Below are 24,852 nucleotides of genomic sequence, written 5' to 3' on the forward strand. Positions count from 1 at the left end.
CGTGGTTTAACGGGGCGCCTAAGATCAAAAGCAGAGCAAGATCAAGAGCGGCTCGCTTCGCATCGTAGTTACCGTTGGCTGCTGCAACCTACAAAGTTGTGTCGATACCAATGGCTATCGCAGGCAAGCCAGCTCCCACATGTTTATCTGCATTATCCCTGTTCCAGCTGCGCCAGCCGTTCTTCCAGTGCGGCAATCCGCGCTTCCAGCTCTTCAATGCGCTCCACCGAAACAGCCCCTGCGCTACGCTCTACCGGATTCCCCCGCGCGGTCATAATCGCTTCAATATCTGCCGGGTCCCCCAGTGCATGGGTATACCGGTCTTCCCGCTGCCCCGCCTGACGCGGCACGAGCAGCGCCAGTCCTCGTGCAATCAGGCGCTCGAGCTGATGCACAACCTGTTCGGCATCCTCAAAGTCATGCATACGCCCACTGCGGGTGAGCAACTCATTGACGGTCTGCGGCCCCCGCAGGAACAGCAGCCCGGTCAGGATCACCTGGGCCGGCACCAGTTCCAGGGCCTTGTCCACACGGTGCTCCCAGCGGTCGGCGCGGCTGCCCATCACCAGGCGCGTGAAGCCTTGGCCTTCGAGCGCGCGCAGGCTCTGGCCGACCTGGCCTTGGCTGAGGTTCATCACCGGCTCGCGGCTGGTCTTCTGGTTGCAGGCCAGCACCAGGGCGTTGAGGGTGAGGGGGTAGGTTTCCGGGTTGGTCGCCTGTTTTTCGATCAGGCAGCCCAGGATGCGGATTTCCGTGCTGTTCAGGCGCGGCTCAGGGGTGTCGGTGTCGTGCTCGGCGGTCATCGCGCTTTCCCTATGCAGTGAAGCTCACCAGCGTAATCCTCAAAAAATAAAAGACAAGCACCGGGCATGGCTATAATCGCCGCTGGTTCCAACCCTGCCATTATCAGTGAGACTGACATGACCATTTCCCTGTACGCCGCTTCTATCCCAGTCTTCAAGCAAATGCTCAACGCGTTGAGCGATGTGCTGAACAAAGCCGAAGCCCACGCCAGCGCCAAGAACATCGAGCCCAACGCCTTGCTGCAAGCGCGCCTGTTCCCGGACATGTTCCCGTTGGTGCGCCAGGTGCAGATCGCCGTGGACTTCGCCAAAGGTGTGTCGGCACGCCTGGCCGAGATCGAAGTACCGAAGTACGAAGACAGCGAAGTCACCTTTGCCGACCTGCAAGCACTGATCGCCAAGGTCCTGGCCTTCGTCGACACCATCAAGCCCGAGCAGATCGACGGCAAGGAAGGTATCGAAATCATCACCCGCCCAGGCACGCCGAAAGAGAAGCGCTTCAGCGGCCAGTCCTACCTGCTGACCTACGGCCTGCCGCAGTTCTTCTTCCACGTCACCACCGCTTACGCTTTGTTGCGTCACAACGGTGTGGAAGTGGGCAAGCGTGATTACATGGGCGCGTTCTAAACTCACGCTTCAATAAAAAAACCGGGGCTTGTTCTGAAATGAACGGCCTCGGTTTTTTTTTTGCAGGATATTCTTTTCACCAATGCTTTGTTACATATCTTGATGCAACCAATATTCAGTAAATCTCACTCAGGAGTGCCTATTAAACTTTCAACCGAAGAACCTGGAGACCACAAACTAAATGCAGCTTTCCTCCTCTGCGTTAACGTCGACCACCCATAACGCTTATTTCGAAGCCACACGCAATACGTCCGTCAGCCAGGATTCGTCTTCAAGCTCGCTTGCGACGAGCCGGCCCCGTCGAGAGGCTAACGGTAATGAAGCGGTTCTATCAACCTCTGACCGTGCTCAAGCTGACAGTGAATTGGCCGCCCTCTATGCAGATGCCCTAGAGGATCGGACTCGTGATGAGCACACTATTATTCCGAGTATTCCAGACGCGTCGTCTCTCGGCCAATGGCGTACACAGTTGCGTAATACACTTGAAGACCCGAATCTTATATTTATGCTGGAGCGGAAAGGTTTTGACCCGACCACCATGGAGATCGCCTCTGACGGGACGCTGAGCGTTAATAAAAAAAATGGAGCGATAGCCCGACTTACTTTAAAAGACCACCCTCAGTGGGCGTTATACGCAGGGCCCATTATGGTCGCATTGAAAGCCTATGCTCCCGATGGGATAAGCTACTCAGCCGTGCGCGCCGAAAGTGTACCCCTCAAGTTGATTGCACAGTTTTACGGAGAGACGATACATAACGATTCAACCGAAGATCGAAAACGAGCTCGGGAGCTGCAAAAAAACAACGCATTTGCGACGTCGGGCGTTGGTCAGGCGCGTTCTGAAGAAACCCTGATGTTGCAAAAACAACAACTTGCCGATAGACGCGATCTGCAATCCTTCAACGCTGGCCTGATCAAAGCTCTTGTGGGGGTAGACGATTATCTGGATCAGCAAGAATCCTGGCGTCGCCACGATCCCAGCATTCTAAGCAGTTACCGACCTCCCTATGATCGTGATGCCGGATTTCAATCTTTCCTGCAATCTCAACTGATCAAGCTTGGCCCTGACTCGGGTTTCCACCTGGATAACCAACCCATGGCCGGACGACACGTGAACCTTTTGCAGTTCATGACGGCCAATGGCTGGAAGCATCCGGTTAATAAAGCCGAGATAATGGAAATGGGCAACAGTTTACAACAACTTCAGTACCCACAACCGCATCAGGATTTTGGCGGGGGGCTAGCGTGGCCAACGCCGCTCGATACGACCCAACAGCAGGCGATCTACGATGCTGTTTCCTATAACGCGATGGCGCTGCCTGAATTCGATCAGTTGAAATTGAGCCAAAACGCGTTCGGGTATCTTACGCAAACCATCCAATGGTCCGAAGCAGAGTTGAAAGATCCCCGACAAGCGATCTTGAGGCTTTTGCAAAGTCCGGCTGCGCAGTCCTTGGGCGAAGCCTTGCGCGACAAGTTCGAGGGGGTCGGCAGTGTTGAGGATTGGGCACTTTCGGCTCTCCAGATAGGCCTCAATCAGGATGCGTTGTGGAAACCGGGCGAAAAGAACAAGGTGGCTGGGTTTGATCTGTCGGCGCGCGAGAACTGGGGAAAACCGCTGTCATTTGTTCTGAAAGGGCTAACTGATCATCTGAGCAAGTCATACGGCGGTAACGCTCCTGTTGCGGCCTATCTGCTGTTGTCGCACCACGCTCCGGAATTGCTGGTCAAAGATGTCCCGGATCATGTGACTTACGGCTCACCGAATTGGGTCAGTTTGAAATCGATCGTTGCCAAAGCTGAGATGCGCGCTCCAGGTCTGGCGGCGACTAAAACGTATGAGCAGTTGCTCCAAGACGACTTGAGGCCCATAGATCCTGCCGCGATACAAGTGGAAGCGGCGGCGGCGCGAGAGGGGTTGATTCATTGGGCGGTGGCAGATGGGGCCATCGAAAAACGGGAGGATAACAATTATACGAATGAAGAGATTGAACGTGCCGGCGTCCTCGCGAACGAGCGCTTCGAGTTATTGACAACTGCTTCAGAAGCGCAACGCACGGTATTACATAGTCGCTCGGAATTAGGGCTGAGTATATTGAGGAACCGTTTTCCCGAGGAAACCTATGGGAAAATAGACTTCGAAAAAAAAACAATCTATCCAACCGAGAATCACCGCGATTTAAAAGGTCCCTATTCGATATTGGATATCTATTCGGCCCCGCAGCAACATGTCAGATGGTTTTCCAATGATCCCGCTGTTCCGATTGAAAAAATAGCGGCTGACGTTCGCGAGATGGAATCTTTAAACGAAGCGTTCGAATCACATGTCTTGGAGTATTTCGACGGATTTAAAGACGCCATGAGCGTGAATGTTAAACATCAGATGTCTTTGCTGCCTCAGGAGGATCAAGAGGCACTGCAGCACGGCGCGTTGAAAATCTATGGGGAGGAAAAAGTTACCCAAACCATTACATCGGCAGGTTACAAGATTCAGTACGATGTTTCGGAGACTGAAGAAGTTAAAAGTAGCTCTGTATTTCTTGAGACGCTGCATAAAGGCAAGAAACGGATTTACGAATTCAATCCCGCGACGGGCGGGCTGCAGCATCGCGCAGATTTAGCGGAGGGGCTGAAGACAGGGTTGCAAGGCGAGTGGAGCCCCGTTGCTACGAATAAACCCAAGGTCAGAGTTCGATCCAACACCAAAATCAGTGAAATTAATGCCAATGATCCGGCAGAACGTAAAGAGCGAGAATCAAAGCTTCAAACTTCATCTCCTACTCAAGCCTTCAATTCGCAGCGAACGCAGCATATAGCAGACGTAGTCACACGCCATTTTTTCAGGGCCGACGAACGTGAAACGGTGGTCAACGCGGCCAGAGGTGTCACCACGTTCGACACTGAAGTGACTGAATTCGAAAAAATCCAGGCGGTGACCCGTGCACTGATACCGGGCGCGTCGGCACTTCACAGTTTTCAGCAGGGAAGGATCGGTGAAGGACTCACTTTCCTGGCATTTGACGTATTTGGTTTTGTTGTCGCAGGTGCAGGCGCGGTCGGCAAAATTTCAAAGATCGCCAAGGTCGGTGGGCAGCTAGGGCTTGGGGGGGTTACAGGCAGGCTGGGGCGGGCACTTATCAGCGCCGCCAACCCATTTGCGGGCGGGGCAGCCATTGGCACAAGGGGGCTGACAACGTTCTCGTCGATCCTGGGCAAAGGAAGCCTTGGCTGGAAGATCATTGCGGCTAACCGCAGTGTTGACAGGGTTTTTAAGCATAAGCCGAAAAATGTAACGGTGGGCACTTCTCCGGGCGAGGATGCGACGAAGATCATGGCTCAGTTAGATACCGTTACCGGTAAGTGGTACCGATTCAATCCGCAAACAAACGAGCGATACGGGATGCCCCTTCAGGGATTCACTGCGGCCACTTCGCCATCTTGATAGATATTCAGCCGTCATTGAAAACGCCCGAGTCGGTTCTGAGTGAACGGCTCGGGCTTTTTTTTGCTCATTCAGGCGGCCTGGTCTTCTTTACCCAGGCACGCCGCGGCAGTAAACAACACATCGGTAGATGAGTTGAGTGCCGTTTCGGCCGAATCCTGCAGTACGCCGATGATGAAACCAACGGCGACAACCTGCATGGCGATTTCACTTGGAATACCAAACAGGCTGCACGCCAGCGGAATCAGCAGCAGCGAGCCGCCCGCCACGCCGGAAGCCCCACAGGCGCAAATGGCCGCGACCACGCTGAGCAGTACGGCGGTTGGTAGGTCCACGGCAATCCCGAGGGTGTGCACAGCCGCCAGGGTGAGCACGGTGATGGTGATTGCGGCGCCGGCCATGTTGATGGTGGCACCGAGCGGGATCGACACCGAGTAGGTGTCTTCATGCAGACCCAGGCGTTTGCTCAGCGCCAGGTTCACTGGAATATTCGCCGCTGAGCTGCGAGTGAAAAACGCGGTGATGCCGCTTTCGCGCAGGCACATCAGCACCAGCGGGTAAGGGTTGCGACGCAGTTTCCAGAACACGATGGCCGGGTTGATCACCAGCGCCACGAACAACATGCAGCCGATCAGCACGGCCAGCAGGTGGGCATAGCCGAGCAGGGCGCCGAAGCCCGAGGTGGCCAGGGTGGAGGCCACCAGGCCAAAGATGCCCAGCGGGGCGAAGCGGATCACCACGCGTACGATCAGGGTGACGCCGTTGGACAAGTCGTCCAATACCGTACGGGTGGTTTCACCGGCATGGCGAATGGCGATGCCCATGCCAATGGCCCAGGCCAGGATGCCGATGAAGTTGGCGTTCATCAGCGCACTGACCGGGTTATCCACCACGCTGAGCAATAGGCTTTGCAGCACCTCGCCGATACCGCCGGGGGCGCTTACCGTGGCGTCATGGGTGACCAGTACCAAGGCAGACGGGAACAACATACTGGCGACCACTGCAACCACGGCGGCGGAAAAAGTGCCGAGCAGGTACAGAAACAGGATCGGGCGGATGTGGGTTTCCTGACCGTGCTTGTGGTTGGCAATGGAAGCCATGACCAGCACAAACACCAGGATCGGCGCGACAGCCTTCAGCGCCGTGACAAATACCTTGCCGATAAAACCGGTGGCGCGCGCGGCCTCGGGGAACAGCAAGGCCAACACGATCCCGGCAATCAGGCCGATGACAATTTGGGTGACCAGGCTGACGCGCATTAAACGTTGCAACAGGGAAGGGGCAGCAGTCATAAAGAGTTGTCTCTAGTTTTTTTAGTAGGGCGCAGCATTGCAGGCAGAAAGCACTGTAGGAAGCAGGCGCGAAGTCTAGCATGCTGTAGGACGCGTCTCGTTCGCTGCGGCATTCCGTCACCCGTTTCAGTCGGGCTTGGTCAGATCCGCACATGTTCTGTTAAGCTTCATCCCTCTCATCTTTCCTATCCGTCAGCGGGCCCCTCGGGCTGTCGTTGATGTCGTTGTTTCTGGAGTTTTCATGTTGTTTCCTATCCTGCTGCTGTCAGCCGCCGGTTTTACCGTGCTGACCACAGAATTCGTCATCGTCGGCCTGTTGCCCTCGATTGCTCGGGACCTGAACGTCAGTGTGTCCCAGGCCGGGCTGCTGGTGACCTTGTTCGCGTTCACCGTGGCCGCGTTCGGCCCGTTCCTCACTGCCTACTGCGCACGCTTCCCACGCAAGCGTCTGTTTATCAGCATCTTGATCATGTTTGCAGCGGCCAATACGGTGGCGGCACTGGCGCCGAATATTTGGGTAATGGCCCTGGCCCGTTTGATCCCAGCCCTGGGCTTGCCCGTGTTCTGGGCCCTGGCCAGCGAAACGGCGGTTGACATTGTCGGCCCTGAGTTCGCCGGGCGTGCGATTGAAAAAATCGGCTTTGGCATTGTTTGCGCCACCGTATTTGGTATTCCGGTGGGCACGCTGATTTCCGATATGTTCGGCTGGCGCACCGCGTTCGCCGTGCTCGCGGTGATTGCCCTGGCCAAGGCATTGCTGCTGTATGTCTACCTGCCGGTTACCCCGGCCAAGCACCAGCAGGCCAGCTTGCGCTCGCAATTCAAGATCCTGCGCAGCCCCGTGATGCAGGGGCATATCCTGCTGTCGATCCTGGTGTTCAGTGGCATGTTCACCGCCTATACCTACTTGGCAGATATCCTTGAGCGCCTGGCCGGGTTCGACGGCACGTTGGTGGGCTGGTGCCTGATGGGCTTTGGCGCGGTCGGGCTGATCGGCAACTCCCTGGGCGGACGTGCCGTGGATCGTCATCCGTTGATTGCGTCCATGGTGTTCTGCGGGTTCATGATCGCGGGCATGGTGGCGGTGGTGCCGGCGATTCACTCGACCATCGGCCTGGCCGCGGCGATGGCGGTGTGGGGCGTGACCCAGGCGGCGATGTTCCTGGTCAGCCATGTGCGCTTGATGAAGGCCGCGCCCCATGCACCGGCGTTTGCGGCGTCGCTGAACATTGCCGGCGCCAACCTCGGTATCGGCCTGGGTGCGATGGTGGGCGGGCATGTCATCGACACCCTGGGCCTGGGCAGCCTGGGGTTTGCCGCTTCGGGGTTTATCCTGGTATCGATCCTGCTCGCACTGTGGCTGATGACCGCCAAACCCACGGCGCTCAATGCCTGAGCGATCAGGGCAGGGCGGTAAACAACTCCCGCCGGGCACCCTCGGTAATTGCCACAATGCCGGGGTGCTTGACCTTGCGCTCCACTGAGATTGCATAAAACGACTCGGTCACTGCATCGGTCTGGCCGATCAGCGCTACGCCGTATTGGCGCACCACTTCGTCGGCGATCACGCTGGGCGCGATAAAAATCCCGCTGCCGGATTGCCCGAAGGCCTGCATCAAAGCGCTGTCGTCGAACTCGCCGATGATGCGGGGTTGAATCTGCTGTTCGGCAAACCAGCGCTGCAAACGGCTGCGCACTACGGTCTCAGCGCCCGGGATCAGCAGCGGTGCGCCCTGCAAACACTGTGGGAAATCCCCCCCATGCTGGTCAGCCAACGTCTGGGTGGCGAAAAAACTGATGCCGCATTCTCCCAGCTTCTGGCTGTAGCCCTTGATGTCCAAGTGCGTGGGCATGGGGCTGTCGGAAATCACCAGGTCCAGGCGCTGGATCGCCAGGTCGGCCAGTAAACGCTCGAGTTTGTCTTCACGGCAGGTGATGCGGATCGGTTCGCTCAACTCCATGGTCGGCGCGATCAACCGGTACACGATGGATTTGGGCACCACATCCGCCACCCCAACGCGGAACGGGATCTGCTGTTCGTCGGGCTGGGCGCGCAGCATCGCCTCCAGTTCGTTGCCGGTCTGGAACATCTGCTCGGCGTAGGGCAGCGCCTGGCGCCCGGCTTCGGTCAGTTCAAGCTGGCGCCCGACCCGCTGAAACAGGGCAATACCGAAGGTCTGCTCCAACAGGCTGATCTGCCCGCTGATGGTCTGCGGCGTGAGGTTCAACTGCTCACAGGCGCGCACGATGCTGCCGGTCTTGGCCACCACCCAGAAGTAATGCAGCTGTCGATAATTGAGCATGCTCGCTTACACTTCGCAAAAACCGAAGTATACGCGAGAAAAATACGAATTTTACTGAACTGTTCGTCTGCATAGAATGCCTCGCTATCGAGGGGCCACTACTTGGACCCAATGGTTCTAACGAGGAATACATCATGAAACTCAATTCCCTGGGCGCGGCGTCGTTGCTTGCGCTTTCATTGATAGGGGTCAGCGGCTGTGATCAAGTCGAGAAAAGCGCGCAACAGGTGCTGGGCAAGGCTACCGAGTCGGCCAAGCAGGCCATCGACGACACCCACAAGGCCGCCGAGCAGGCATTGAGTGAAGCAACCCAGGGCTTGATCAGCCCTGAGAAGCAGGAAAAAGACGCTGAAAACGCTGCTGAATCCGACACCAAAGAAACCTAATTCCCCAGCACTACCACGTCAGGACTGACCTATGGATTACCTTTTACAACTGGCCGCCAGCCCCACCGCCTGGGTCGCACTGGCTACCTTGATCGTCATGGAAATCGTGCTGGGCATCGATAACCTGATCTTTATCTCGATCCTTACCAATAAACTGCCGGAGAAGCACCGGGCCAAGGCGCGGCGCATTGGTATCAGCATGGCGTTGATATTGCGCCTGGGCCTGTTGAGCACCATCGCGTTCATCGTGCAATTGACGACACCGGTGTTCGAAGTATTCGGCCAGGCGTTCTCGTGGAAGGACATGATCCTGATCGCCGGCGGCCTGTTCCTGGTGTGGAAGGCAACCACCGAGATCCATCACAGCATGGACCCGGAGCCTGAAGAGAAGGCAACCGTCAGCAATACCGTGACCATCGGCTTTGCTGCCGCCATCGGCCAGATCCTGATGCTCGACCTGGTGTTCTCCATCGACAGCATCATCACCGCCGTGGGCATGACCGAGCACTTGCCGATCATGATCATTGCCGTGGTGGTCTCGGTGATCGTGATGCTGGTGGCCGCTGAACCGTTGGCCAAGTTCATCAACGACAACCCGACCGTGGTGATGCTGGCCCTGGGCTTCTTGATCATGATCGGCATGACGCTGATCGCCGAAGGCTTCGGCGCCCACGTGCCAAAAGGCTACGTGTATGCGGCCATGGCCTTCTCGGCGGCGATCGAATGCTTGAACATCGCCCGGCGTAACCGGCACGCACGTTTGCTCGCTGCGCGCCAGTAACCGCTGAACAAACAGGCCGGCTGTGCTCACAAGAGCCCAGCCGGCCTTTTGCTGTCTGCTAGAATCGGCCCACTTGATAGCTTGAGGTCCCCCATGAACGAGCCGATTCGCCTTACCCAGTACAGCCACGGTGCGGGTTGCGGTTGCAAGATTTCGCCCCAGGTCCTGGAAGTGATCCTTGCGGGCAGCGGTGCACAGAACCTCGACCCCAACCTGTGGGTGGGCAATGCCTCCCGCGACGATGCGGCGGTATACGCCATCGACGACGAGCGCGGCGTGGTGTCCACCACGGACTTTTTCATGCCGATTGTCGACGACCCCTTCGACTTCGGCCGCATTGCGGCCACCAATGCCATCAGCGATATCTACGCCATGGGCGGCGACCCGTTGATGGCTATTGCCATTCTTGGCTGGCCGGTGAATGTACTGGCGCCGGAGATCGCCCGCGAAGTGATCCGCGGTGGCCGTGCGGTATGCGACGCTGCGGGCATTGCGCTGGCGGGTGGGCACTCCATCGACGCGCCGGAACCCATCTTCGGCCTAGCCGTGACCGGCATCGTGCAAAAGCGCCACATGAAGCGCAACGACACTGCCACCGCCGGGTGCAAGCTGTACCTGACCAAACCCTTGGGCATCGGCATCCTTACCACTGCGGAAAAGAAGGGCAAGTTGCGCGAAGCGGATATCGGCCTGGCCCGCGACTGGATGTGCACGCTGAACAAGCCTGGCAGCCGCTTCGGCAAATTGGCCGGTGTCACGGCGATGACCGATGTCACCGGTTTCGGCCTGCTCGGGCACTTGGTGGAAATGGCCGACGGCAGTGGTCTCACGGCCCGCATCGAATATGCAAAAGTCCCACGCCTGCCGGGCGTTGAGTACTACCTGGACCTGGGCTGCGTACCCGGTGGCACCTTGCGCAACTTCGACAGCTACGCCAGCAAGCTCGGGCGTGTACAGGAGCTGCACAAGCGCGTGCTGTGCGATCCGCAAACCAGCGGTGGCCTGTTGATCGCCGTCACGCCCGAAGGCGACGCCGAGTTCAACGCGGTGGCCGCTGAACTGGGGCTGGCCCTTGAGCCGATCGGCGAACTGCTGGAGCGGCAGACCCACGCGGTAGAGGTGATTTGATGGCGACTGACATCACCGATTACCGCGATATCTTCCTCAACGACCGGCCGATGATGGACACCCGCGCGCCGGTCGAATTCACCAAGGGCGCGTTTCCCGGCGTGGTCAACCTGCCGTTGATGACCGACGACGAGCGTCAGCGAGTGGGCACCTGCTACAAGCAGCAGGGCCAGCAGGCTGCAATCGTGCTGGGCCATCAGTTGGTGTCGGGGGCGATCAAGGCTGAACGTATCGAGCAGTGGGCGCAGTTTGCCCAGGCTAATCCGGAGGGCTACCTTTACTGCTTTCGCGGCGGGCTACGCTCGCAAATCGTGCAGCAATGGTTGAAAACCGAAGCGGGTATCGAATACCCCCGCGTCGGCGGTGGCTACAAGGCCATGCGCACCTTCCTGCTGGACACGCTCGAGCAGGCCACCGCCCAATGTGATTTCGTCTTGCTCGGCGGCATGACCGGCACCGGCAAGACCGAAGTGCTCGGCCAGTTAAGCAACGCCCTGGACCTGGAAGGGCACGCCAACCATCGCGGCTCCAGCTTCGGCAAGCGCGCCACGGCGCAACCGTCCACTATCGATTTCGAAAACCGGCTCGCGGTCGACCTGCTGAAGAAGCGCGTGGCGGGTATCGAACAGTTCGTGGTCGAGGATGAGAGCCGCATGATCGGCAGTTGCGCGCTGCCGCTGCCGTTGCACAAAGGTATGCAGACGTTCCCGATGGTGTGGCTGGAAGACAGCGTCGAAGGCCGGGTCGAGCGCATCCTGAAGGACTACGTGGTCGACCTGTGCGCCGAATTCATTGCGGTATTTGGTGAGCATGGCCAGGCATTGTTTGCCGAACGTCTGACCCAGAGCCTGGCCAATATCCATAAGCGCCTGGGCGGCGAGCGCTTCCAGCGGCTGCAGGCGATTTTGCAGAACGCCCTGGCGGAACAGGCCCGCAGCAGGGCAGTGGACCTGCACCGCGTGTGGATCGAAGGCTTGTTGCGCGAGTATTACGACCCGATGTACGCGTTTCAGCGCGAGAACAAAGGGGCGCGAATCGAGTTCGCAGGGGAGCAGGGCGCTGTGGTGGCGTATTTGCGCGAGCGCAGCGCCTTGCAGTCTTGTTAATGGAGTCTCGGGCGCTTGGGCAGCGGATACATGGGCAGGTTTTGTCTCCCCGCGTCATGCTCCCGTATTATTGTTTCCAGCCTCTCGAACATCCCTGCGAGGCTCTGCGGGCTCGCATTACCAGCGTCTGCGATGGCTCTCATCTCCTCACGCGCACCAGCACTGGCTTCATTGAAGTTCTCAAGAAACGTCCAGACCCGACGCTGCAACAGCTGACGCTCGACCAGGAATTCGGGCGTACGACTCAGGGCTCGAATCTGTTCCATCAGCACCTGGTTCGCAGAATCGTTAGCAAAGCTAAGCCAAAGCGCACTTTTGTTAGGAATCTGCGCTTGCGGCACATTTCGCAGCCAAAGGTTTATCGTCCTGTCGTTGTTCGGCGCTCCCAGCCAGATATCGGTGCCTGTTTGTCGGCGTGCAGCAATCAGGCGCCGCAAGGAAACCGGGTCGTTAATAGAGTTGCCTCTCAGGTCAAAACCCTTTCTGAGTTCGATGGATTCGGGGATCGAGGCAATATGATTGTCACGCAGTATCAAGCGGGTGCTGGGGATTTCTGACGTGATGCCCTCCGGGAATCTGTCTATACCCGTATTGGTAAGGTCCACTTCGTGCAAGGCCGTCATGCCTCTGAGCGAAGGTGCAACGCGTAGGTTATTACCGCTTAGTCTCAATATCTCCAGCTGCAGCGGCGCGTGCGCAGTGCCAAACGCGGAAGGCGGCTGTGTGAGGCCGGTTTCTGTCAGGTCCAATACCCGTAACGCTGGCATACTTCCAATGTCAGGCGCATATAGCATCCTCCGGTTCCAGCTCAGATCCAGTACCTCCAAATGTGTCATCTCAGACACTCCACCGAAGCTGTATGAAACCATGGAGATGTTGTTGTAACTCAGATTCAGTACCCGCAAATTTTTCAAACCGTATAATGGCGGCGCCTCCTTCAGGCGGCAATGTGCCAGGTTCAGCTCTTGCAAACGGGGTAGTTTTGCGAGTACTGCAGTATCGACTGAGTTCAGGATGAGCGAGGTCCTGCTCATGTCCAGAGCTCTCAACTCAGTGAGTAGTTCCAGAGCTGCTGGCGGTCTGCTGAGTCCGGACAAAGACATTTCCAGCCGTTCAATATGGGAAAAGTTTGTGAATAAAGCCTCCATCTGCCGGTTAATGCGCCCCGTCAATCTCAGGGAGACAACAGAATTGAGACGCGTCGAAAAAAGCGGAGCCGTTTGATTGGTGCGAGTTCCCAGATTTATATTCAGCTTGAAGCCCAGCAGTCGGCCATCGCGATAGACTCTCTCTGCGGGTTCGCCTTGCCACTTGTACAGCCGACGCAGGGTGGCGCCGATTGCAAGTCGCCGATTGCGCTCTGCGACATCGGGGCCTTTATAGCTTTTCTCCCAGGCACCAACCTCCCGTTCCAGTTGTGGATAACCACTCTGAAGACGCTGCAGCTCGATCTCGGCCGCATGCGTATCACCAAACCGCGCAATAAAGTCATCCGCGTGTTGGTCCGTCGCCTCTGGAAAGTAGCGTTTGACCTGGGCCCGAGTGGTTGTCGTCGGCACCTGCGCCTGCTGACCACCGGCACCTCCCCGCAACCCGATATCCTCGGGCTCGAAAAACGCGCTTCTGAGCGATTGGCGCTGAAGCACGCTGGTGAAGTCGGCGCGGTTCAACAGGCTGCGACGGACTTTGAACCTGAAATGCTCAAGTCCCCGGTCAAGGTGCAGGTTCATGGCCCTCAGCTCGTCCTCGGTCATGGTATGCACAAGCATATCGGCGAAATCATCCGAGGCGTGAGTCGGCTGCCGGAGTTCGTTGTACCCCTGGAATTGATTGCCGATTTTGACCACCAACCGCTGCTTGGGCAGTGACGTGGCACCGACCCGGTCCAGCACAGCCCCGGTGGGCGAGCCGTCACGCACGACAATCGAAACGTCCTTCGGCCAGCCAGGCATGCGTCTGAAGCTGTGCAGCAGCAACGTATCGCTGTCGGTACTGCGTACCGAGCCGAGAAACAAGCCCTCGTAGGCGCGAGCCATGCGCAGGCTTTGCTCATAGCCGTGCACATGCGGTTCAAAACGCTGAAACAGTTGTTTCATCTGGCCTAGTGTCAGCTCACTGTGAGGGCTCAGGTTTTCCCGGGCCAACATCTCTTCGAGTACCGCCTTGGGCAAGGACGGGAACTCATGACTCAGGCTCTGGAGCAGTTCGCTGTCGGGTTTGACGACCTCCAGATAACGCCGATCGAATAATGCGATGCGTTCGCTCAGGGCAACAGCTCCCCCCTTTTGATGCAGCGCAAGTTCCACCTCGCTGTCCAACTTGAAGCGTACAATCGTGTCCGCCAGTATCCCCTGCGGCGCCAGGCCCTCGGCATGCAGATAACGCAGGTGATCATCCGAGACATCGCTGACCTGACGGATCTGCTCCAGCGTTTCATCGGACAAGCCTTCAACTGCGTCGCCGAAACCCCGCATCAACTGCGGGCGGGTCCACTGCGTCAACTCGAGTCCTTCGGTGCCCGGTGGCTGCAACGGGATGCCGGATGGGGGCTTCACCGGCAGTGCCGGCAGCGATTCAGGCACCGGCTCGGGCGCGCCCGGGGTTTCACTTTCCGGCACTTTGACCGCCTGCGCTGCCGCATCGACATCGCGGGCCAGCGCCGTACCTGCCTTCACGATCAAAGGCAGCGCGTTGAGCAAGCCGAACACTACACGGGTCAGGCCCTTAGCCTGTTCGGCGTGGGTGTCGGCGCTGGCGATCTCGTTCAGTCCGTAGCCGGCCTCGATCAAGCCGGCAAGCGCCAGGAACCCTTCGCCGCCGGGGAAAAATATAGCCAGGGCACCCCAGCGGTTGATCCAGCTCACCGCCGTCTCGACCGCGGCGCTCAGGTTGGCACGGTTGACGTCGGCATCATCGCGGATCGCTTCCTGCGCGGTATTGAGGTTGTCTTCCTTGAGCACCTTGACCAATTCGACAAAGGGATCAAGCGCATTGGGTACAGTGTCCAGACTGATGTAATCATCCGGGTTCCAATAGCCATCGTTGTTGAAAAAACCGGCTTCACGACCCAGTCGATGCATCTTCGGGTATTCGACCATGGCCTCCAACGCCGTGAACACACCGGCATGATAAGTGCCGTCCAAACGATCATCCTTGGCAAAATGGCTGGCCAACGCTTTCTTGCAGGCGCTGTCTTTGCCTTGCTGCACGACCCAGGTGCGCATTGCTTTGAGATCGGAAAACTCATGCAGCGGGGATGAATTGCCTGGAATGTACATCAACACCCGCCCGCTGGTACGGTGACGAAATACCCATATGTCTCGGGCGGTATAGCGATAGATCATCAGGCGTGAGGCTTGCACATGCGCCATGGGACAGGTGCGCTGCTCAAGTTGGGCATTGTTGATGAAGCCGAATTCGATCTGGCCTTCGCCAAGGCCTGCTGCCGACAGCGCGAGTTTCAACCCGTCGAGGGACAAGCTGGACTCGCGCTTTTGCAAAAAAGCTGTCATGACAAAAGCGGTCTTTACCGATGTGCGCAATGCATAGGGTGCATGGGCTGTGATGGTTTCGTCACTGGGCAGGGTTTTGTCCAGGTAGTCGTTGTAGATATCTTGGTAGTCGAGTTGCCATACCCATTTCTTGAAGCTGGCAGGCGTGATATCAATTTGTGTTTCAGGTCCGTAGGTTTGCGGGTCGACACAGCGGTAGATGCCTTCGTAGGCGGTATGGTTGCCGCTGCCTTGATAGGCAAACTCGTCAACATGTTCGACAATTTTAATGGCCGGTCCGACTCGCGGCGGTGTGTAGAGGCCAAAGGCGGTTTCGCCAAAACGATCATCGGCCACGGCTTGATAGTCGCTGAGCAGCGCTTGTACCAGTGAATGCTGGAAGCGAATTCGTCCCTGGTGCACGCCATCAATCGGTGGGTGGCCATGGTAGTCGTAGTCAAGCGTGACCAGTTGGGCGCTCATGGGGTCGAGGTCGGCGCCCCATTTATCCCTGATCGTTTGCGCGCCGTGGTCATAAGGGGTCAAGGGCATGGCTTTGCGCAAAATGTCGTGCAATATTTCGCGGCTACTTTGATGGGGGGCGGTGTTTGTCATATGAGCAGTTCCGTCTGCGGAATAGGAGGCTCGACAATACCGCTGGCGCACAGGGAAGAGGATCGGAAATCCAGGTGACTGGAAATAGGAGGCCGCGTCAAATGCAGCAGGACGCGGCGCTCGGTTTTACGTGAACAGTTAAAGGATAACGGCCCCGATCAAGCCACATACGACGCCCATCAACATGGTCAACCCGGCTACCGTCACCAGCACCCGCGCATCGAAATCCTTACGCAGCATCAGCAGTGACGGCAGGCTCACGCTCGGCAGGGTCATCAGCAAGGCGACGGCCGGGCCGGTGCCCATGCCCAGGGTCATCATGGTTTGTACGATGGGAATCTCTGCCGCTGTCGGAATCACGAACAGCGTGCCCACAATCGCCAGCGGCACCAGCCACACCAGGCTGTCGGCCATCGCCCCGTCCACATGAGGGAACAGCCACACCCGCGCCGCGCCGAGGATCAGCACCGCCAGGATATACACCGGGATAGTGCTCCAGAACAGTTGCCACAGCGTGCGTAACCAGCGGCTCAGGAACGGCTGCGACTCCACCGTGCTGACGTCGGCAACGGCCTCCAGCGCGGCTTCCGGCACATGGTCCGGGCGCGCAATACGCTGTGCCACCAGGGACACGCCCACCACCAGCACAATCCCCGCCACCAGCCGCAGCGCGGTGAAACCCCAGCCCAGCACAAAGCCCATGAACACCAGTGTGGCCGGGTTCAATACCGGGTTGGCAATCCAGAACGCCAGCGCCGCGCCGACCGACACTTGCTGGCGGCGCATGCCCGCCGCCACCGGGGCCGCGCAGCAGCTGCACATCATCCCCGGCAGGGCGAACAGCCCACCGCGCAGGGTCGAGCCCAGCCCGGCGCGGCCAAACAGGCGCAGCAGCCAGTCGCGAGGGATCAATACCTGCAGCAATGAACCGAGGATCACTGCCAGTACGGCGGCTTTCCAGATGGCCAGGAAATACACCTGGGCATAGGCTAGCGCCGCCGCCAGGGGCGAGCTTTGCTGGTCATTGAGAATCGAGGCGCCAATGCTGTGGTTGTCGGCCGCTACAAACACCTTGAGGTAGTAGGGCGACCACTTCACATAGTAGAGGCCGATGCAGGCCACCAGGAGAAACAGCGCAGGTTTGCACCAGAATGCCCAGCCGCGGTTGGGCTGGGTGGAAGCGAGGTTGGACATGGAGAGGATCCGCAGGTGAGTCGATAGCCCGGCATCATACGCCCCTGCGGCCCAAGCTTCAGATATCTGCGCTGACCTGGGTCGGGTCCGGGCAGTTTTCCCCGCCGTTATTCAGCCCTTGCTTGTAGTTGCGGCTGAGCAGCGAAGCTTTGCCGTTGTGCCAGGTCAATGTCAGCACGTACAGGGAGTCGTAGTCATTTCCAGACCAATCATCGGTAATGGTGTGTTTTTCGCCGGCGGCTTCGCTGGCGACTTTGTTGATCAGTTCCGGCAAGTAACCGTGGGACCAGGCCGTGTAGATGGTCGCGTTGCGGTACTTGTCCTCGACCAGTTCTTCGGCCAGGGCACTGGTGTCATTCGCTGAAAACTCGATATTCACCGGCAGGCCGAGCTTGATCGCGCTGGGGCTGATGGTGATCAGTGGGCGAATATAGCTGTAGGAGTTATCCAGTTCGCCTTCCTCGACGTTGCGCGTCGGGTTGGCAGCGAACACATAGTTGGCTTTGCCGAACTTTTCCGGCAACAGGGTCGCCAGGTTCATGGCGCGGTTCAGGCCCTGGCAATTGAGTTGGCCCAGGCCACCGGCCGGTTTTTCGCCATGGCGCAGGAATACCAGGGTTTGCACGCCGTCCACGGGTTGGGCACGGCTTTCACGGGCGTCAAGAGCGGTGACGATGGCCGCGCTGACCAGCAGCAGCGGCAACATCATGTATGAATAACGTTTGAATTGTTGCACAAGGCGCAGAGGCTTGATCTTCATGATAGGTTCGAGTCTTCGTGCGTCGGGTTAAGGCGGACAAGCCCGGCCCCAGTGACGCATCAGCGTCCTGCGGTGTTCCCTGTCGATATAGCAAGCAGCCTCCATTCATTCTTCGGGCGCTCTTAAGAGTGCATTCGGGCGCTTTGGTTCGCCCCCGCGGGATACTAGCCGGCAAATGTTGCGCAACGATGACCCATGCACGACGGCAGGCAGATGACTATGATGGGGCTTTCCGACCAGGGGGTTCTCGATGAACGCACTCGCCGCTTTCCCGATCAATAGCAAATGGCCCGCCCAGCACCCAGAACGCCTGCAGCTGTATTCGCTACCCACGCCCAACGGCGTCAAGGTGTCGATCATGCTCGAAGAACTGGGCCTGCCTTATGAGGCGCACAAGGTCAGCTTCGACACCCAGGACCAATTGTCTCCCGAGTTCCTGTCCCTGAACCCCAACAACAAGATCCCTGCGATCATCGACCCCAACGGCCCGAGTGGCCAGCCGCTGGCGCTGTTCGAATCCGGCGCGATCCTCATTTACCTGGCGGAAAAGACCAGCCAGTTGCTCTCCGAAGACCCGGCCACCCGCTATGAAACCCTGCAATGGTTGATGTTCCAGATGGGCGGCATTGGCCCGATGTTTGGCCAACTGGGGTTCTTCAATAAATTCGCCGGCAAGGCGTATGAAGACAAGCGTCCGCGTGATCGCTACGCCGCCGAATCACGGCGCTTGCTGGGCGTGCTGGAAAAGCGCCTGTTGGGCCGCACCTGGATCATGGGCGACGAGTACAGCATCGCCGACATTGCGACCTTTCCGTGGGTTCGCAACCTGATCGGGTTCTACGAGTCCGGTGATCTGGTAGGCATCACCGATTTCCCTAACGTACTGCGCGCATTGGATGGCTTTGTTGCACGTCCGGCGGTGATCCGTGGCCTGAACATCCCGAGCTGAAGCATGCCGACTTTCGATTTTCAACAACTGGATGTATTCAGCAGCGTGCCGCTCAAAGGCAACCCCTTGGCCGTGGTGCTGGGGGCCGATAGCTTCACCGACCAGCAGATGGCGGACTTTGCCAATTGGACCAACCTCAGCGAAACCACGTTTTTACTGACGCCGCGCGACCCACGTGCTGACTATCGGGTAAGAATCTTCACCACCCTCAAAGAGCTGCCGTTCGCCGGGCATCCGACCTTGGGCAGTTGCCACGCCTGGTTGCAGGCTGGCGGCGTGCCACGTGGGGAGGAGATTATCCAGGAGTGCGAAATCGGCTTGGTGCGTATTCGTCGCCAGGGTGACCAACTGGCGTTTATCGCGCCGCCATTGTTGCGTGCAGGGCCCGTGGAGGCGCCGTTGCTGGAGCGCGTGCGCCTGGCTTTGAAGCTGGCGCCCGAGGCGATTGTGCGCAGCCAGTGGGTCGACAATGGTGCGGGTTGGCTGGCGGTGATGCTGGCTGATCGTGACGCGGTGCTTGCGTTGCAACCGGACTATGCGCAACTGCTGGGTCTGGCCGTAGGGGTGATCGCCCCCTGTGATCCGACGCGTGATGCGGTGGACGCGCACTTTGAAGTGCGCGCTTTTGTCGCTGGCGATGGCGCCGCCGAAGACCCGGCCACCGGCAGCTTGAATGCCGGCGTGGCCCAATGGCTGCTCGCCGAGGGCCTTGCGCCCAGCCGTTACGTGGTCAGCCAAGGCACGGCGATTGGGCGAGCGGGGCGTATTCATATCGAGCGCCAGGGCGATGAAATCTGGGTGGGCGGCGCCGTAGCGTTGTGCATCGAAGGGCGTCTACAGCTTTAGATCAATGAATTGTTACGCACCCGGCAATACACTATTGGCCCCTTGGCATTTGTGTTGCCGGGACTTGGGGGCATAAGCTTTCGCCCCAAAGTGTTCAGCCATTTTTCAGGATTGCCATGACCAGCCAGTTCCCCCAAGCCCGTCCACGTCGCCTGCGCCGCTCCCCGGAATTGCGTGGCCTGTTCCAGGAAAGCGAATTCACCCTCAACGACTTGGTACTGCCGATTTTCGTCGAAGAAGAAATCGACGACTTCGTGCCCATCACCAGCATGCCGGGTGTGTTGCGCATTCCTGAGAAAAAACTCGCCGGTGAGATCGAGCGTTACGCCCGCGCCGGCATCAAGTCGGTGATGACCTTCGGTGTGTCCCACCACCTCGACGCCAGCGGCAGCGACACGTGGAAAGAACGCGGCCTGGTTTCGCGCATGTCCTCGATCATCAAGGACGCCGTGCCGGAAATGATCGTGATGTCCGACACCTGCTTCTGCGAATACACCGACCACGGCCACTGCGGCGTGATGCACGGTGCCCATGTCGACAACGACGCGACCCTAGTCAACCTCGGCAAACAAGCCGTGGCCGCCGCCCGCGCCGGCGCCGACGTGATCGCCCCGTCAGCGGCGATGGACGGCCAGGTCCAGGCCATCCGCCGCGCGCTGGATGACGCCGGCTTCACCCACATTCCGATCATGGCCTACTCCACCAAATTCGCCTCGGCCCTCTACGGCCCCTTCCGAGAAGCCGGCGGCAGCGCGCTCAAGGGCGACCGCAAAAGCTACCAGATGAACCCGATGAACCGCCGTGAAGCCGTGCGCGAATCGCTGCTGGACGAACAGGAAGGCGCTGATGCGCTGATGGTCAAGCCTGCCGGTGCCTACCTCGACATCATCCGCGACATCCGCGAAGCCTCGCGCCTGCCGGTGGCGGCGTACCAGGTGAGCGGTGAGTACGCGATGATCAAGTTCGGCGCACAGGCCGGGGCGATTGATGAGGATCGAGTGGTGCGCGAGACGTTGGGGTCGATCAAGCGGGCGGGGGCGGATTTGATATTTACGTATTTTGCGATGGATTTGGCGGTGGCGGGGATCTAAAGGAGCTGAGTACACCGGTGGCGAGCGAGCTTGCTCGCGTGGGGCTGCCTAGCAGCCCCGTATCTCGGCCAGGAAATTATTTAATGGCGTTTTTTAATGTTAAGGCAACATGGTTTAACCACGTTTGCCCATCACTCCATTCATTAGGGTAATAGTAATAACAGCCGATATCAGAGAGTAAAAAGTCTTGAAGATCTTGCTCTGTTTTTTTGGCTGATATTAGTTTTTCTAGCTCTGATAGCACTATTTTTATCGTATCTTCAGGCGACTCCGAAATAAAAAAATCAATTACGTCGTTTGCGCTTTTGTGATCATCAACCCAATCTTGATTGAAGTATCCAGCAAGAAATTGCTGCAGCTCGGGGTAGTCTTTATTCATGGGTTTGGAAACCCTGTGTGAATTCGATATCCAGTATGCATTTTTTGGTCTCTGCGAATAATTAAGTAAATTTCTTTTCCGGGTACAGGTGTCGTAGTGTTCTTTTTGAAACTTGTGCCGATTGGCTCTGGGGATAGTTGAGTGATGACTATCTGCTGGTTGTTTCCTTCTAGGAAGTCTTTGATTTTGTCTTGATTGTTATCCAATACCTTTGAAACGGCGAGTTCAGCTGTTGCGCGATCATGAAACGTAGAGGCTGCCGGGATATGTGGTTCCTGTCTCAAGCGGTCAAGCAGCTGTTGATCAGTTCTACCGACATGCTTTTGCATTAGATGTCCTCCTGCCGCCTCATGTGCGGCTAAACCTCCTCCTGGAACGATTACGCTATACGGCCCTTCAGGGCAGCTTGTTTTTTTACAGCTAAGTCCCAGCGGGTCTACCCAACCTGTCGGATTGGGCACATACCGGTACCCATTGACCCCTCCCGCCAACTTCACCGGATCTGGCGTCAGGTAGCGACCAATATCTGGATAGTAGTAGCGATGGCGGTTGTAATGCAGCCCGCTTTCCGCATCGAAATACTGCCCTTGAAACCGCAGTGGGTTGTCGATTTTGCCTACGTCGAGCCGGGCGATCTGGCCGTAGGCGCGGTAGTGAGCGGACCAGACGATTTCGCCTTCGGGGCTGGTCAGTTCCTGCGGGGTGCCGAGGTGGTCGAGTTGGTAGTGGTAGGGCTTGGTTTCTTTTGGGCCGAAACCGTCCAATAGTGCCAATGGGCGGAAGCTGCCGGGTTCGTAGAGGTAGCTGCGATGGCGCTCTGCATGGTGTTCGGCAATCAGCTTGTCGCCTTGCCAGAAAAACTCGGTGGTTTTGTCGTCCACGGTTTTGCTGATGCGGCGTCCAAATGGGTCATAGCGATAGCTGGCGGTTTGGCCGTTGGGCGTTGTAACCCCGACTAACCGATGCTGGCAGTCGTAGCGGTACTCAGTGACAAGTTGCTGGCCCTTGCCGCGTCGTTCGCGGATGAGGTTGCCGAAGGCGTCGTAGTCGTAATGACGGTCGCCCTGGATCATCAGGCGGTTGGCCGCAACGATGTCCGGGCCGGGGCGGTCTTGCATCAGCAGGTTGCCAGCGGGGTTGTGGCCGAAGCGTTCCTGTACGTCTTGGGAGTGGTCGGCGCGGGTCAGGCGGGCGAGGGGGTCGTAGTGGTAGCGGTGTTCGCCTTTGCGGGTGTCGAGCAGGCGGGTGAGGTTGCCGGCTTTGTCGTAGTCGTATTGGCGTTGGTAGAGGTGGTTTTGCTGTTGGGTCACCGCGTGGGCGTGCAGGCGGTGTTGGTCATCGTAGTGGTAGTGGCTGAGCAGTTGGCCTTGCTGGCGCTGGTGTTCGCGGCCGCTCTTGAACAGATGTGAGGTGAGTACTTCACCGTTGAGTTCGACCGTGGCGAGGTGGCCGCCTTTGTCGTGGTTGAAGGTGACGCGGTTGTTGTCTGGCAGGCACAGGTTTTTCAGCTGGCCGCAAGCGTCGTAGCCGTAGCGCAGGGTGCCCCATCCCTGGTGTTCGGCGGTGAGGCGGTTTTGGCGGTCGTATTCGTAGGCCAACGCCCAGTGGCCGTCCTCGACGCTGAGGAGGTTGCCTTGGCGGTCGTAGGCATAGTCGACAACGGCGCTGTCGGGCAGGGTTTTTCTTACGAGGCGCCCGGCGTGGTCGCGCTCGTAACGGGTGATTAGCTGACTGCCATCGTCGCCGTATTCGGTCTTTTCCAGCAGGTTGCCGTTGAGGTCGTAGGCATAGGCGGTGCGCTGGCCGTCGAAGCCGGTTTCCTGGCGGATCAGGCCGTTGGGGTGATAGTCGAGTTGGTAGGTTTCGCCGGCTTCGTTTTCGATCTCGGTGAGCAGCAGCCGGGCGTTGTCGTAGCGGTACTTGACTTGGGTGCCGTCGGCGTTGAGCCGGCGGCTGATCAGGTGCAGGCCGTCGGCGTATTCGTAGCGGGTGACGTGGCCCAGTTCGTCGCGTTCGGCGATGATTTTGCCGTAGGGGTTGTAGCTGAATTCCCTACAACCACCACCGGGCTCGATCAGCTTTAGCAGACGCCCGACGGCATCCCATTGATATTGAGTTTGAGCCCCATGCTCATCCTCACGCGCAATCTGCCGGCCTAGATCGTCATAGCGATAACGCTTGATCCCGCCGTTGGGCAATTGCTCTTCAAGCAACTGCCCACGCTCGTTCCACACCAGCCGATGGCAACTGCTGTCGGGATACCAAACACCGGTCAGTTGTCCCTGTTTGTTGTAGCTGTAGTCAGTAACCTCACCATCGGGATCGGCCCTACGCGTTACATCGCCTTGCTCATTACGCTCATATTTCCAGACCGCCTCACCACGGCGCACAACTCGTACGAACCCATTGTCATGCTCGTAGGATGTCGGCTCATCCTCCCCCGGAAACAGCGCCACCAAGCGTCCGGCATCGTCGTACTGATAGGCCGTCACCGCGCCCATCGGGTCTTGCTCGACGGTCAGCCGGCCCTTGTCGTCGTAGGATTTGAAATGCGTGGCACCATCCGGATCAATCCTCTGTACCAGCCGCGCCCGCTGATCATGGACATACACCTCCTGGCTACCATCGGCGTTATGCACCGTGACACGCCCGTCATCCCCCCAGGCGTAACGCGTGTCCATCTGCGAAAAACTTGCCCAATGCCGGACGCAGCGCGCCGCCTTGCCCGCGCGTTCCCATTCCCAGAAGAAACTCGCGCCACCGGCCAGTTGGCGCTCAAGAATGACGTGCTGATCGTCGTACCGATAACGCTCGCTTTCACCGACAGCATTGGTCGCGCAAACCAGTCGTCCATGTTCGTCATAGGCGTAGGAAACAAGGTTCTGCTCGGTCTCCCACACGTAGGGCTCTCGCCCTTTGGCACGATGTACTTGGTAGTCCACCGCAACGATGCGATCCAGCTCATAACGCAACAGCAACGAGCGACCCGCGCCGTTATCCAGCCGCTCAATCCGCCCGGAACGATCACGGCAAATGCGTAGACGGTTGTCATACGCATCGCTGATCGCAGTCAGTACACCGTCGCGAAAGTGATAGAACCGTGACGCTTGGGCCAGCACCAACTCGTCAGGCGCCGAACCCAAATAGATCGCCGCTTCCGCCAGGCTATTGGTGATTGCGGGTCGAGAGTCGCTGGGCAATGGAAACTGCGTATGGCGGTTCTCATGATCGGTCCACACCACCGAATCGCCCGACACCACCAGCCGATGAGCCAGCGCATGGCTCCAACCCAACCCCAGCCCACAATCGACCTCCACCGCGCTAGTGCGATACAGCCGTGTCCACTCAAACGGCAAAATCCCGTCCAGCGCGCCGTCGGTGAGGGTGAGCAATTCCTCGCCGGTGACCATCGACACCGGGCAGCCGTGAGTGACTGTTTTATCCGCAGGCGCCGCCGCATCGCCCTTCGGATTCGACGCCACAGTTGGCACATCATCGACAGGCTCCTGACGGACCAACGTCGTGCGCTGGGTCTTGCCGCGCACCATCGGCACCGGGTTCGAAACCAGCGTATCCCCCGCCTTCAACGGCACAGCCGGCACCGTCTTACTCGCCGACCCAGCCACGCCACAACACACCAACTCCAGACCCACACAACA

At 58.4% G+C, this 24,852-nt stretch carries 18 protein-coding genes; 10 read left to right on the top strand and 8 right to left on the bottom strand.

The window, feature by feature from the left end; all coding sequences use genetic code 11:
- Positions 1-152: 152 nt before the first annotated feature.
- Complete coding sequence (locus BMH52_RS15715; RefSeq protein ID WP_014717951.1) at positions 153-803, bottom strand: YceH family protein; 651 nt, start codon at positions 801-803, stop codon at positions 153-155.
- 117 nt (positions 804-920) lie between these two features.
- On the opposite strand from BMH52_RS15715, the gene BMH52_RS15720 reads away from it, so the two are divergent.
- Both BMH52_RS15720 and BMH52_RS15725 read left to right on the top strand, forming a co-directional pair.
- Complete coding sequence (locus BMH52_RS15720; protein WP_072435677.1) at positions 921-1,430, top strand: DUF1993 family protein; 510 nt, start codon at positions 921-923, stop codon at positions 1,428-1,430.
- Between the two features lie 181 nt (positions 1,431-1,611).
- Positions 1,612-4,872: a hypothetical protein gene (locus BMH52_RS15725; RefSeq protein ID WP_073844244.1), complete on the top strand. Its 3,261-nt coding sequence runs from the start codon at positions 1,612-1,614 to the stop codon at positions 4,870-4,872.
- A 71-nt stretch (positions 4,873-4,943) separates the two neighbouring features.
- Here the strand turns inward: BMH52_RS15725 and sstT are convergent, their stop codons facing one another.
- On the bottom strand, positions 4,944-6,164 hold the full coding sequence (gene sstT, locus BMH52_RS15730) for a serine/threonine transporter SstT (RefSeq protein ID WP_072435675.1): 1,221 nt from the start codon (positions 6,162-6,164) through the stop codon (positions 4,944-4,946).
- Positions 6,165-6,405: 241 nt separating this feature from the next.
- Between sstT and BMH52_RS15735 the strand changes: the two genes are divergently transcribed.
- Positions 6,406-7,560, top strand: coding sequence for an MFS transporter (locus BMH52_RS15735; protein ID WP_020302054.1), 1,155 nt, complete (start codon positions 6,406-6,408; stop codon positions 7,558-7,560).
- A 4-nt stretch (positions 7,561-7,564) separates the two neighbouring features.
- Here BMH52_RS15735 and nhaR read toward each other — a convergent pair whose 3' ends face one another.
- Positions 7,565-8,467 carry a transcriptional activator NhaR gene (gene nhaR, locus BMH52_RS15740; protein WP_014717956.1) on the bottom strand — a complete coding sequence of 301 codons (903 nt, stop codon included), beginning with the start codon at positions 8,465-8,467 and terminating at the stop codon, positions 7,565-7,567.
- 134 nt (positions 8,468-8,601) lie between these two features.
- Between nhaR and BMH52_RS15745 the strand changes: the two genes are divergently transcribed.
- The 4 genes from BMH52_RS15745 to mnmH all read left to right on the top strand — a co-directional run bounded on the left by BMH52_RS15745 (position 8,602) and on the right by mnmH (position 11,868).
- Entirely contained in the window at positions 8,602-8,853 is a 252-nt protein-coding gene (locus BMH52_RS15745; RefSeq protein ID WP_014717957.1) for a hypothetical protein, read from the top strand.
- Between the two features lie 31 nt (positions 8,854-8,884).
- On the top strand, positions 8,885-9,634 hold the full coding sequence (locus BMH52_RS15750; protein WP_014717958.1) for a TerC family protein: 750 nt from the start codon (positions 8,885-8,887) through the stop codon (positions 9,632-9,634).
- A gap of 93 nt (positions 9,635-9,727) precedes the next feature.
- Positions 9,728-10,762, top strand: coding sequence for a selenide, water dikinase SelD (gene selD, locus BMH52_RS15755; RefSeq protein WP_072435672.1), 1,035 nt, complete (start codon positions 9,728-9,730; stop codon positions 10,760-10,762).
- Positions 10,762-11,868 carry a tRNA 2-selenouridine(34) synthase MnmH gene (mnmH, locus tag BMH52_RS15760; protein WP_072435671.1) on the top strand — a complete coding sequence of 369 codons (1,107 nt, stop codon included), beginning with the start codon at positions 10,762-10,764 and terminating at the stop codon, positions 11,866-11,868. Before selD ends, mnmH begins: the two co-directional genes overlap by 1 nt.
- Here the strand turns inward: mnmH and BMH52_RS15765 are convergent.
- The 3 genes from BMH52_RS15765 to BMH52_RS15775 all read right to left on the bottom strand — a co-directional run bounded on the left by BMH52_RS15765 (position 11,865) and on the right by BMH52_RS15775 (position 17,928).
- The gene (locus BMH52_RS15765) at positions 11,865-15,974 is read right to left on the bottom strand and encodes a leucine-rich repeat domain-containing protein (protein WP_073844246.1); all 4,110 of its coding nucleotides are present in this window, start codon (positions 15,972-15,974) and stop codon (positions 11,865-11,867) included. The genes mnmH and BMH52_RS15765 overlap by 4 nt on opposite strands.
- Before the next feature lie 138 nt (positions 15,975-16,112).
- Positions 16,113-17,168, bottom strand: a complete 1,056-nt coding sequence (locus BMH52_RS15770; RefSeq protein ID WP_072435669.1) for a permease — start codon at positions 17,166-17,168, stop codon at positions 16,113-16,115.
- 58 nt (positions 17,169-17,226) lie between these two features.
- Positions 17,227-17,928 (bottom strand): histidine phosphatase family protein, encoded by a 702-nt coding sequence (locus tag BMH52_RS15775; protein ID WP_072435668.1) that lies wholly within the window; start codon positions 17,926-17,928, stop codon positions 17,227-17,229.
- Between the two features lie 250 nt (positions 17,929-18,178).
- Here BMH52_RS15775 and BMH52_RS15780 point away from each other — a divergent pair, with 250 nt between their 5' ends.
- From BMH52_RS15780 to hemB, 3 genes are all read left to right on the top strand, one after another.
- Positions 18,179-18,877, top strand: a complete 699-nt coding sequence (locus BMH52_RS15780; protein ID WP_032892475.1) for a glutathione S-transferase N-terminal domain-containing protein — start codon at positions 18,179-18,181, stop codon at positions 18,875-18,877.
- Positions 18,878-18,880: 3 nt separating this feature from the next.
- Complete coding sequence (locus BMH52_RS15785) at positions 18,881-19,723, top strand: PhzF family phenazine biosynthesis protein (protein WP_038449690.1); 843 nt, start codon at positions 18,881-18,883, stop codon at positions 19,721-19,723.
- Positions 19,724-19,839: 116 nt separating this feature from the next.
- Positions 19,840-20,814: a porphobilinogen synthase gene (gene hemB / locus BMH52_RS15790; RefSeq protein ID WP_019817510.1), complete on the top strand. Its 975-nt coding sequence runs from the start codon at positions 19,840-19,842 to the stop codon at positions 20,812-20,814.
- 76 nt (positions 20,815-20,890) lie between these two features.
- Here hemB and BMH52_RS15795 read toward each other — a convergent pair whose 3' ends face one another.
- On the bottom strand, positions 20,891-21,193 hold the full coding sequence (locus BMH52_RS15795) for a contact-dependent growth inhibition system immunity protein (RefSeq protein WP_072435666.1): 303 nt from the start codon (positions 21,191-21,193) through the stop codon (positions 20,891-20,893).
- Positions 21,190-24,852: RNase A-like domain-containing protein (locus tag BMH52_RS15800; RefSeq protein ID WP_073844248.1), on the bottom strand; the 3,663-nt coding region annotated here is incomplete at its 5' end. The genes BMH52_RS15800 and BMH52_RS15795, both read right to left, overlap by 4 nt.

Source organism: Pseudomonas sp. BTN1, assembly GCF_001907715.1.
Taxonomy (GTDB): domain Bacteria; phylum Pseudomonadota; class Gammaproteobacteria; order Pseudomonadales; family Pseudomonadaceae; genus Aquipseudomonas; species Aquipseudomonas paracarnis.

What these genes read in the sequence shown, in the direction of transcription:
- BMH52_RS15785 (WP_038449690.1), top strand. Translation starts at nt 18,881, where the DNA reads ATGCCGACTTTCGATTTTCAACAACTGGATGTATTCAGCAGCGTGCCG.
- BMH52_RS15715 (WP_014717951.1), bottom strand. Translation starts at nt 803, where the DNA reads ATGACCGCCGAGCACGACACCGACACCCCTGAGCCGCGCCTGAACAGC.
- BMH52_RS15735 (WP_020302054.1), top strand. Translation starts at nt 6,406, where the DNA reads ATGTTGTTTCCTATCCTGCTGCTGTCAGCCGCCGGTTTTACCGTGCTG.
- BMH52_RS15765 (WP_073844246.1), bottom strand. Translation starts at nt 15,974, where the DNA reads ATGACAAACACCGCCCCCCATCAAAGTAGCCGCGAAATATTGCACGAC.
- BMH52_RS15780 (WP_032892475.1), top strand. Translation starts at nt 18,179, where the DNA reads ATGAACGCACTCGCCGCTTTCCCGATCAATAGCAAATGGCCCGCCCAG.
- BMH52_RS15725 (WP_073844244.1), top strand. Translation starts at nt 1,612, where the DNA reads ATGCAGCTTTCCTCCTCTGCGTTAACGTCGACCACCCATAACGCTTAT.
- BMH52_RS15775 (WP_072435668.1), bottom strand. Translation starts at nt 17,928, where the DNA reads ATGAAGATCAAGCCTCTGCGCCTTGTGCAACAATTCAAACGTTATTCA.
- hemB (WP_019817510.1), top strand. Translation starts at nt 19,840, where the DNA reads ATGACCAGCCAGTTCCCCCAAGCCCGTCCACGTCGCCTGCGCCGCTCC.
- nhaR (WP_014717956.1), bottom strand. Translation starts at nt 8,467, where the DNA reads ATGCTCAATTATCGACAGCTGCATTACTTCTGGGTGGTGGCCAAGACC.
- BMH52_RS15750 (WP_014717958.1), top strand. Translation starts at nt 8,885, where the DNA reads ATGGATTACCTTTTACAACTGGCCGCCAGCCCCACCGCCTGGGTCGCA.
- BMH52_RS15770 (WP_072435669.1), bottom strand. Translation starts at nt 17,168, where the DNA reads ATGTCCAACCTCGCTTCCACCCAGCCCAACCGCGGCTGGGCATTCTGG.
- mnmH (WP_072435671.1), top strand. Translation starts at nt 10,762, where the DNA reads ATGGCGACTGACATCACCGATTACCGCGATATCTTCCTCAACGACCGG.
- BMH52_RS15745 (WP_014717957.1), top strand. Translation starts at nt 8,602, where the DNA reads ATGAAACTCAATTCCCTGGGCGCGGCGTCGTTGCTTGCGCTTTCATTG.
- BMH52_RS15795 (WP_072435666.1), bottom strand. Translation starts at nt 21,193, where the DNA reads ATGAATAAAGACTACCCCGAGCTGCAGCAATTTCTTGCTGGATACTTC.
- selD (WP_072435672.1), top strand. Translation starts at nt 9,728, where the DNA reads ATGAACGAGCCGATTCGCCTTACCCAGTACAGCCACGGTGCGGGTTGC.
- BMH52_RS15720 (WP_072435677.1), top strand. Translation starts at nt 921, where the DNA reads ATGACCATTTCCCTGTACGCCGCTTCTATCCCAGTCTTCAAGCAAATG.
- sstT (WP_072435675.1), bottom strand. Translation starts at nt 6,164, where the DNA reads ATGACTGCTGCCCCTTCCCTGTTGCAACGTTTAATGCGCGTCAGCCTG.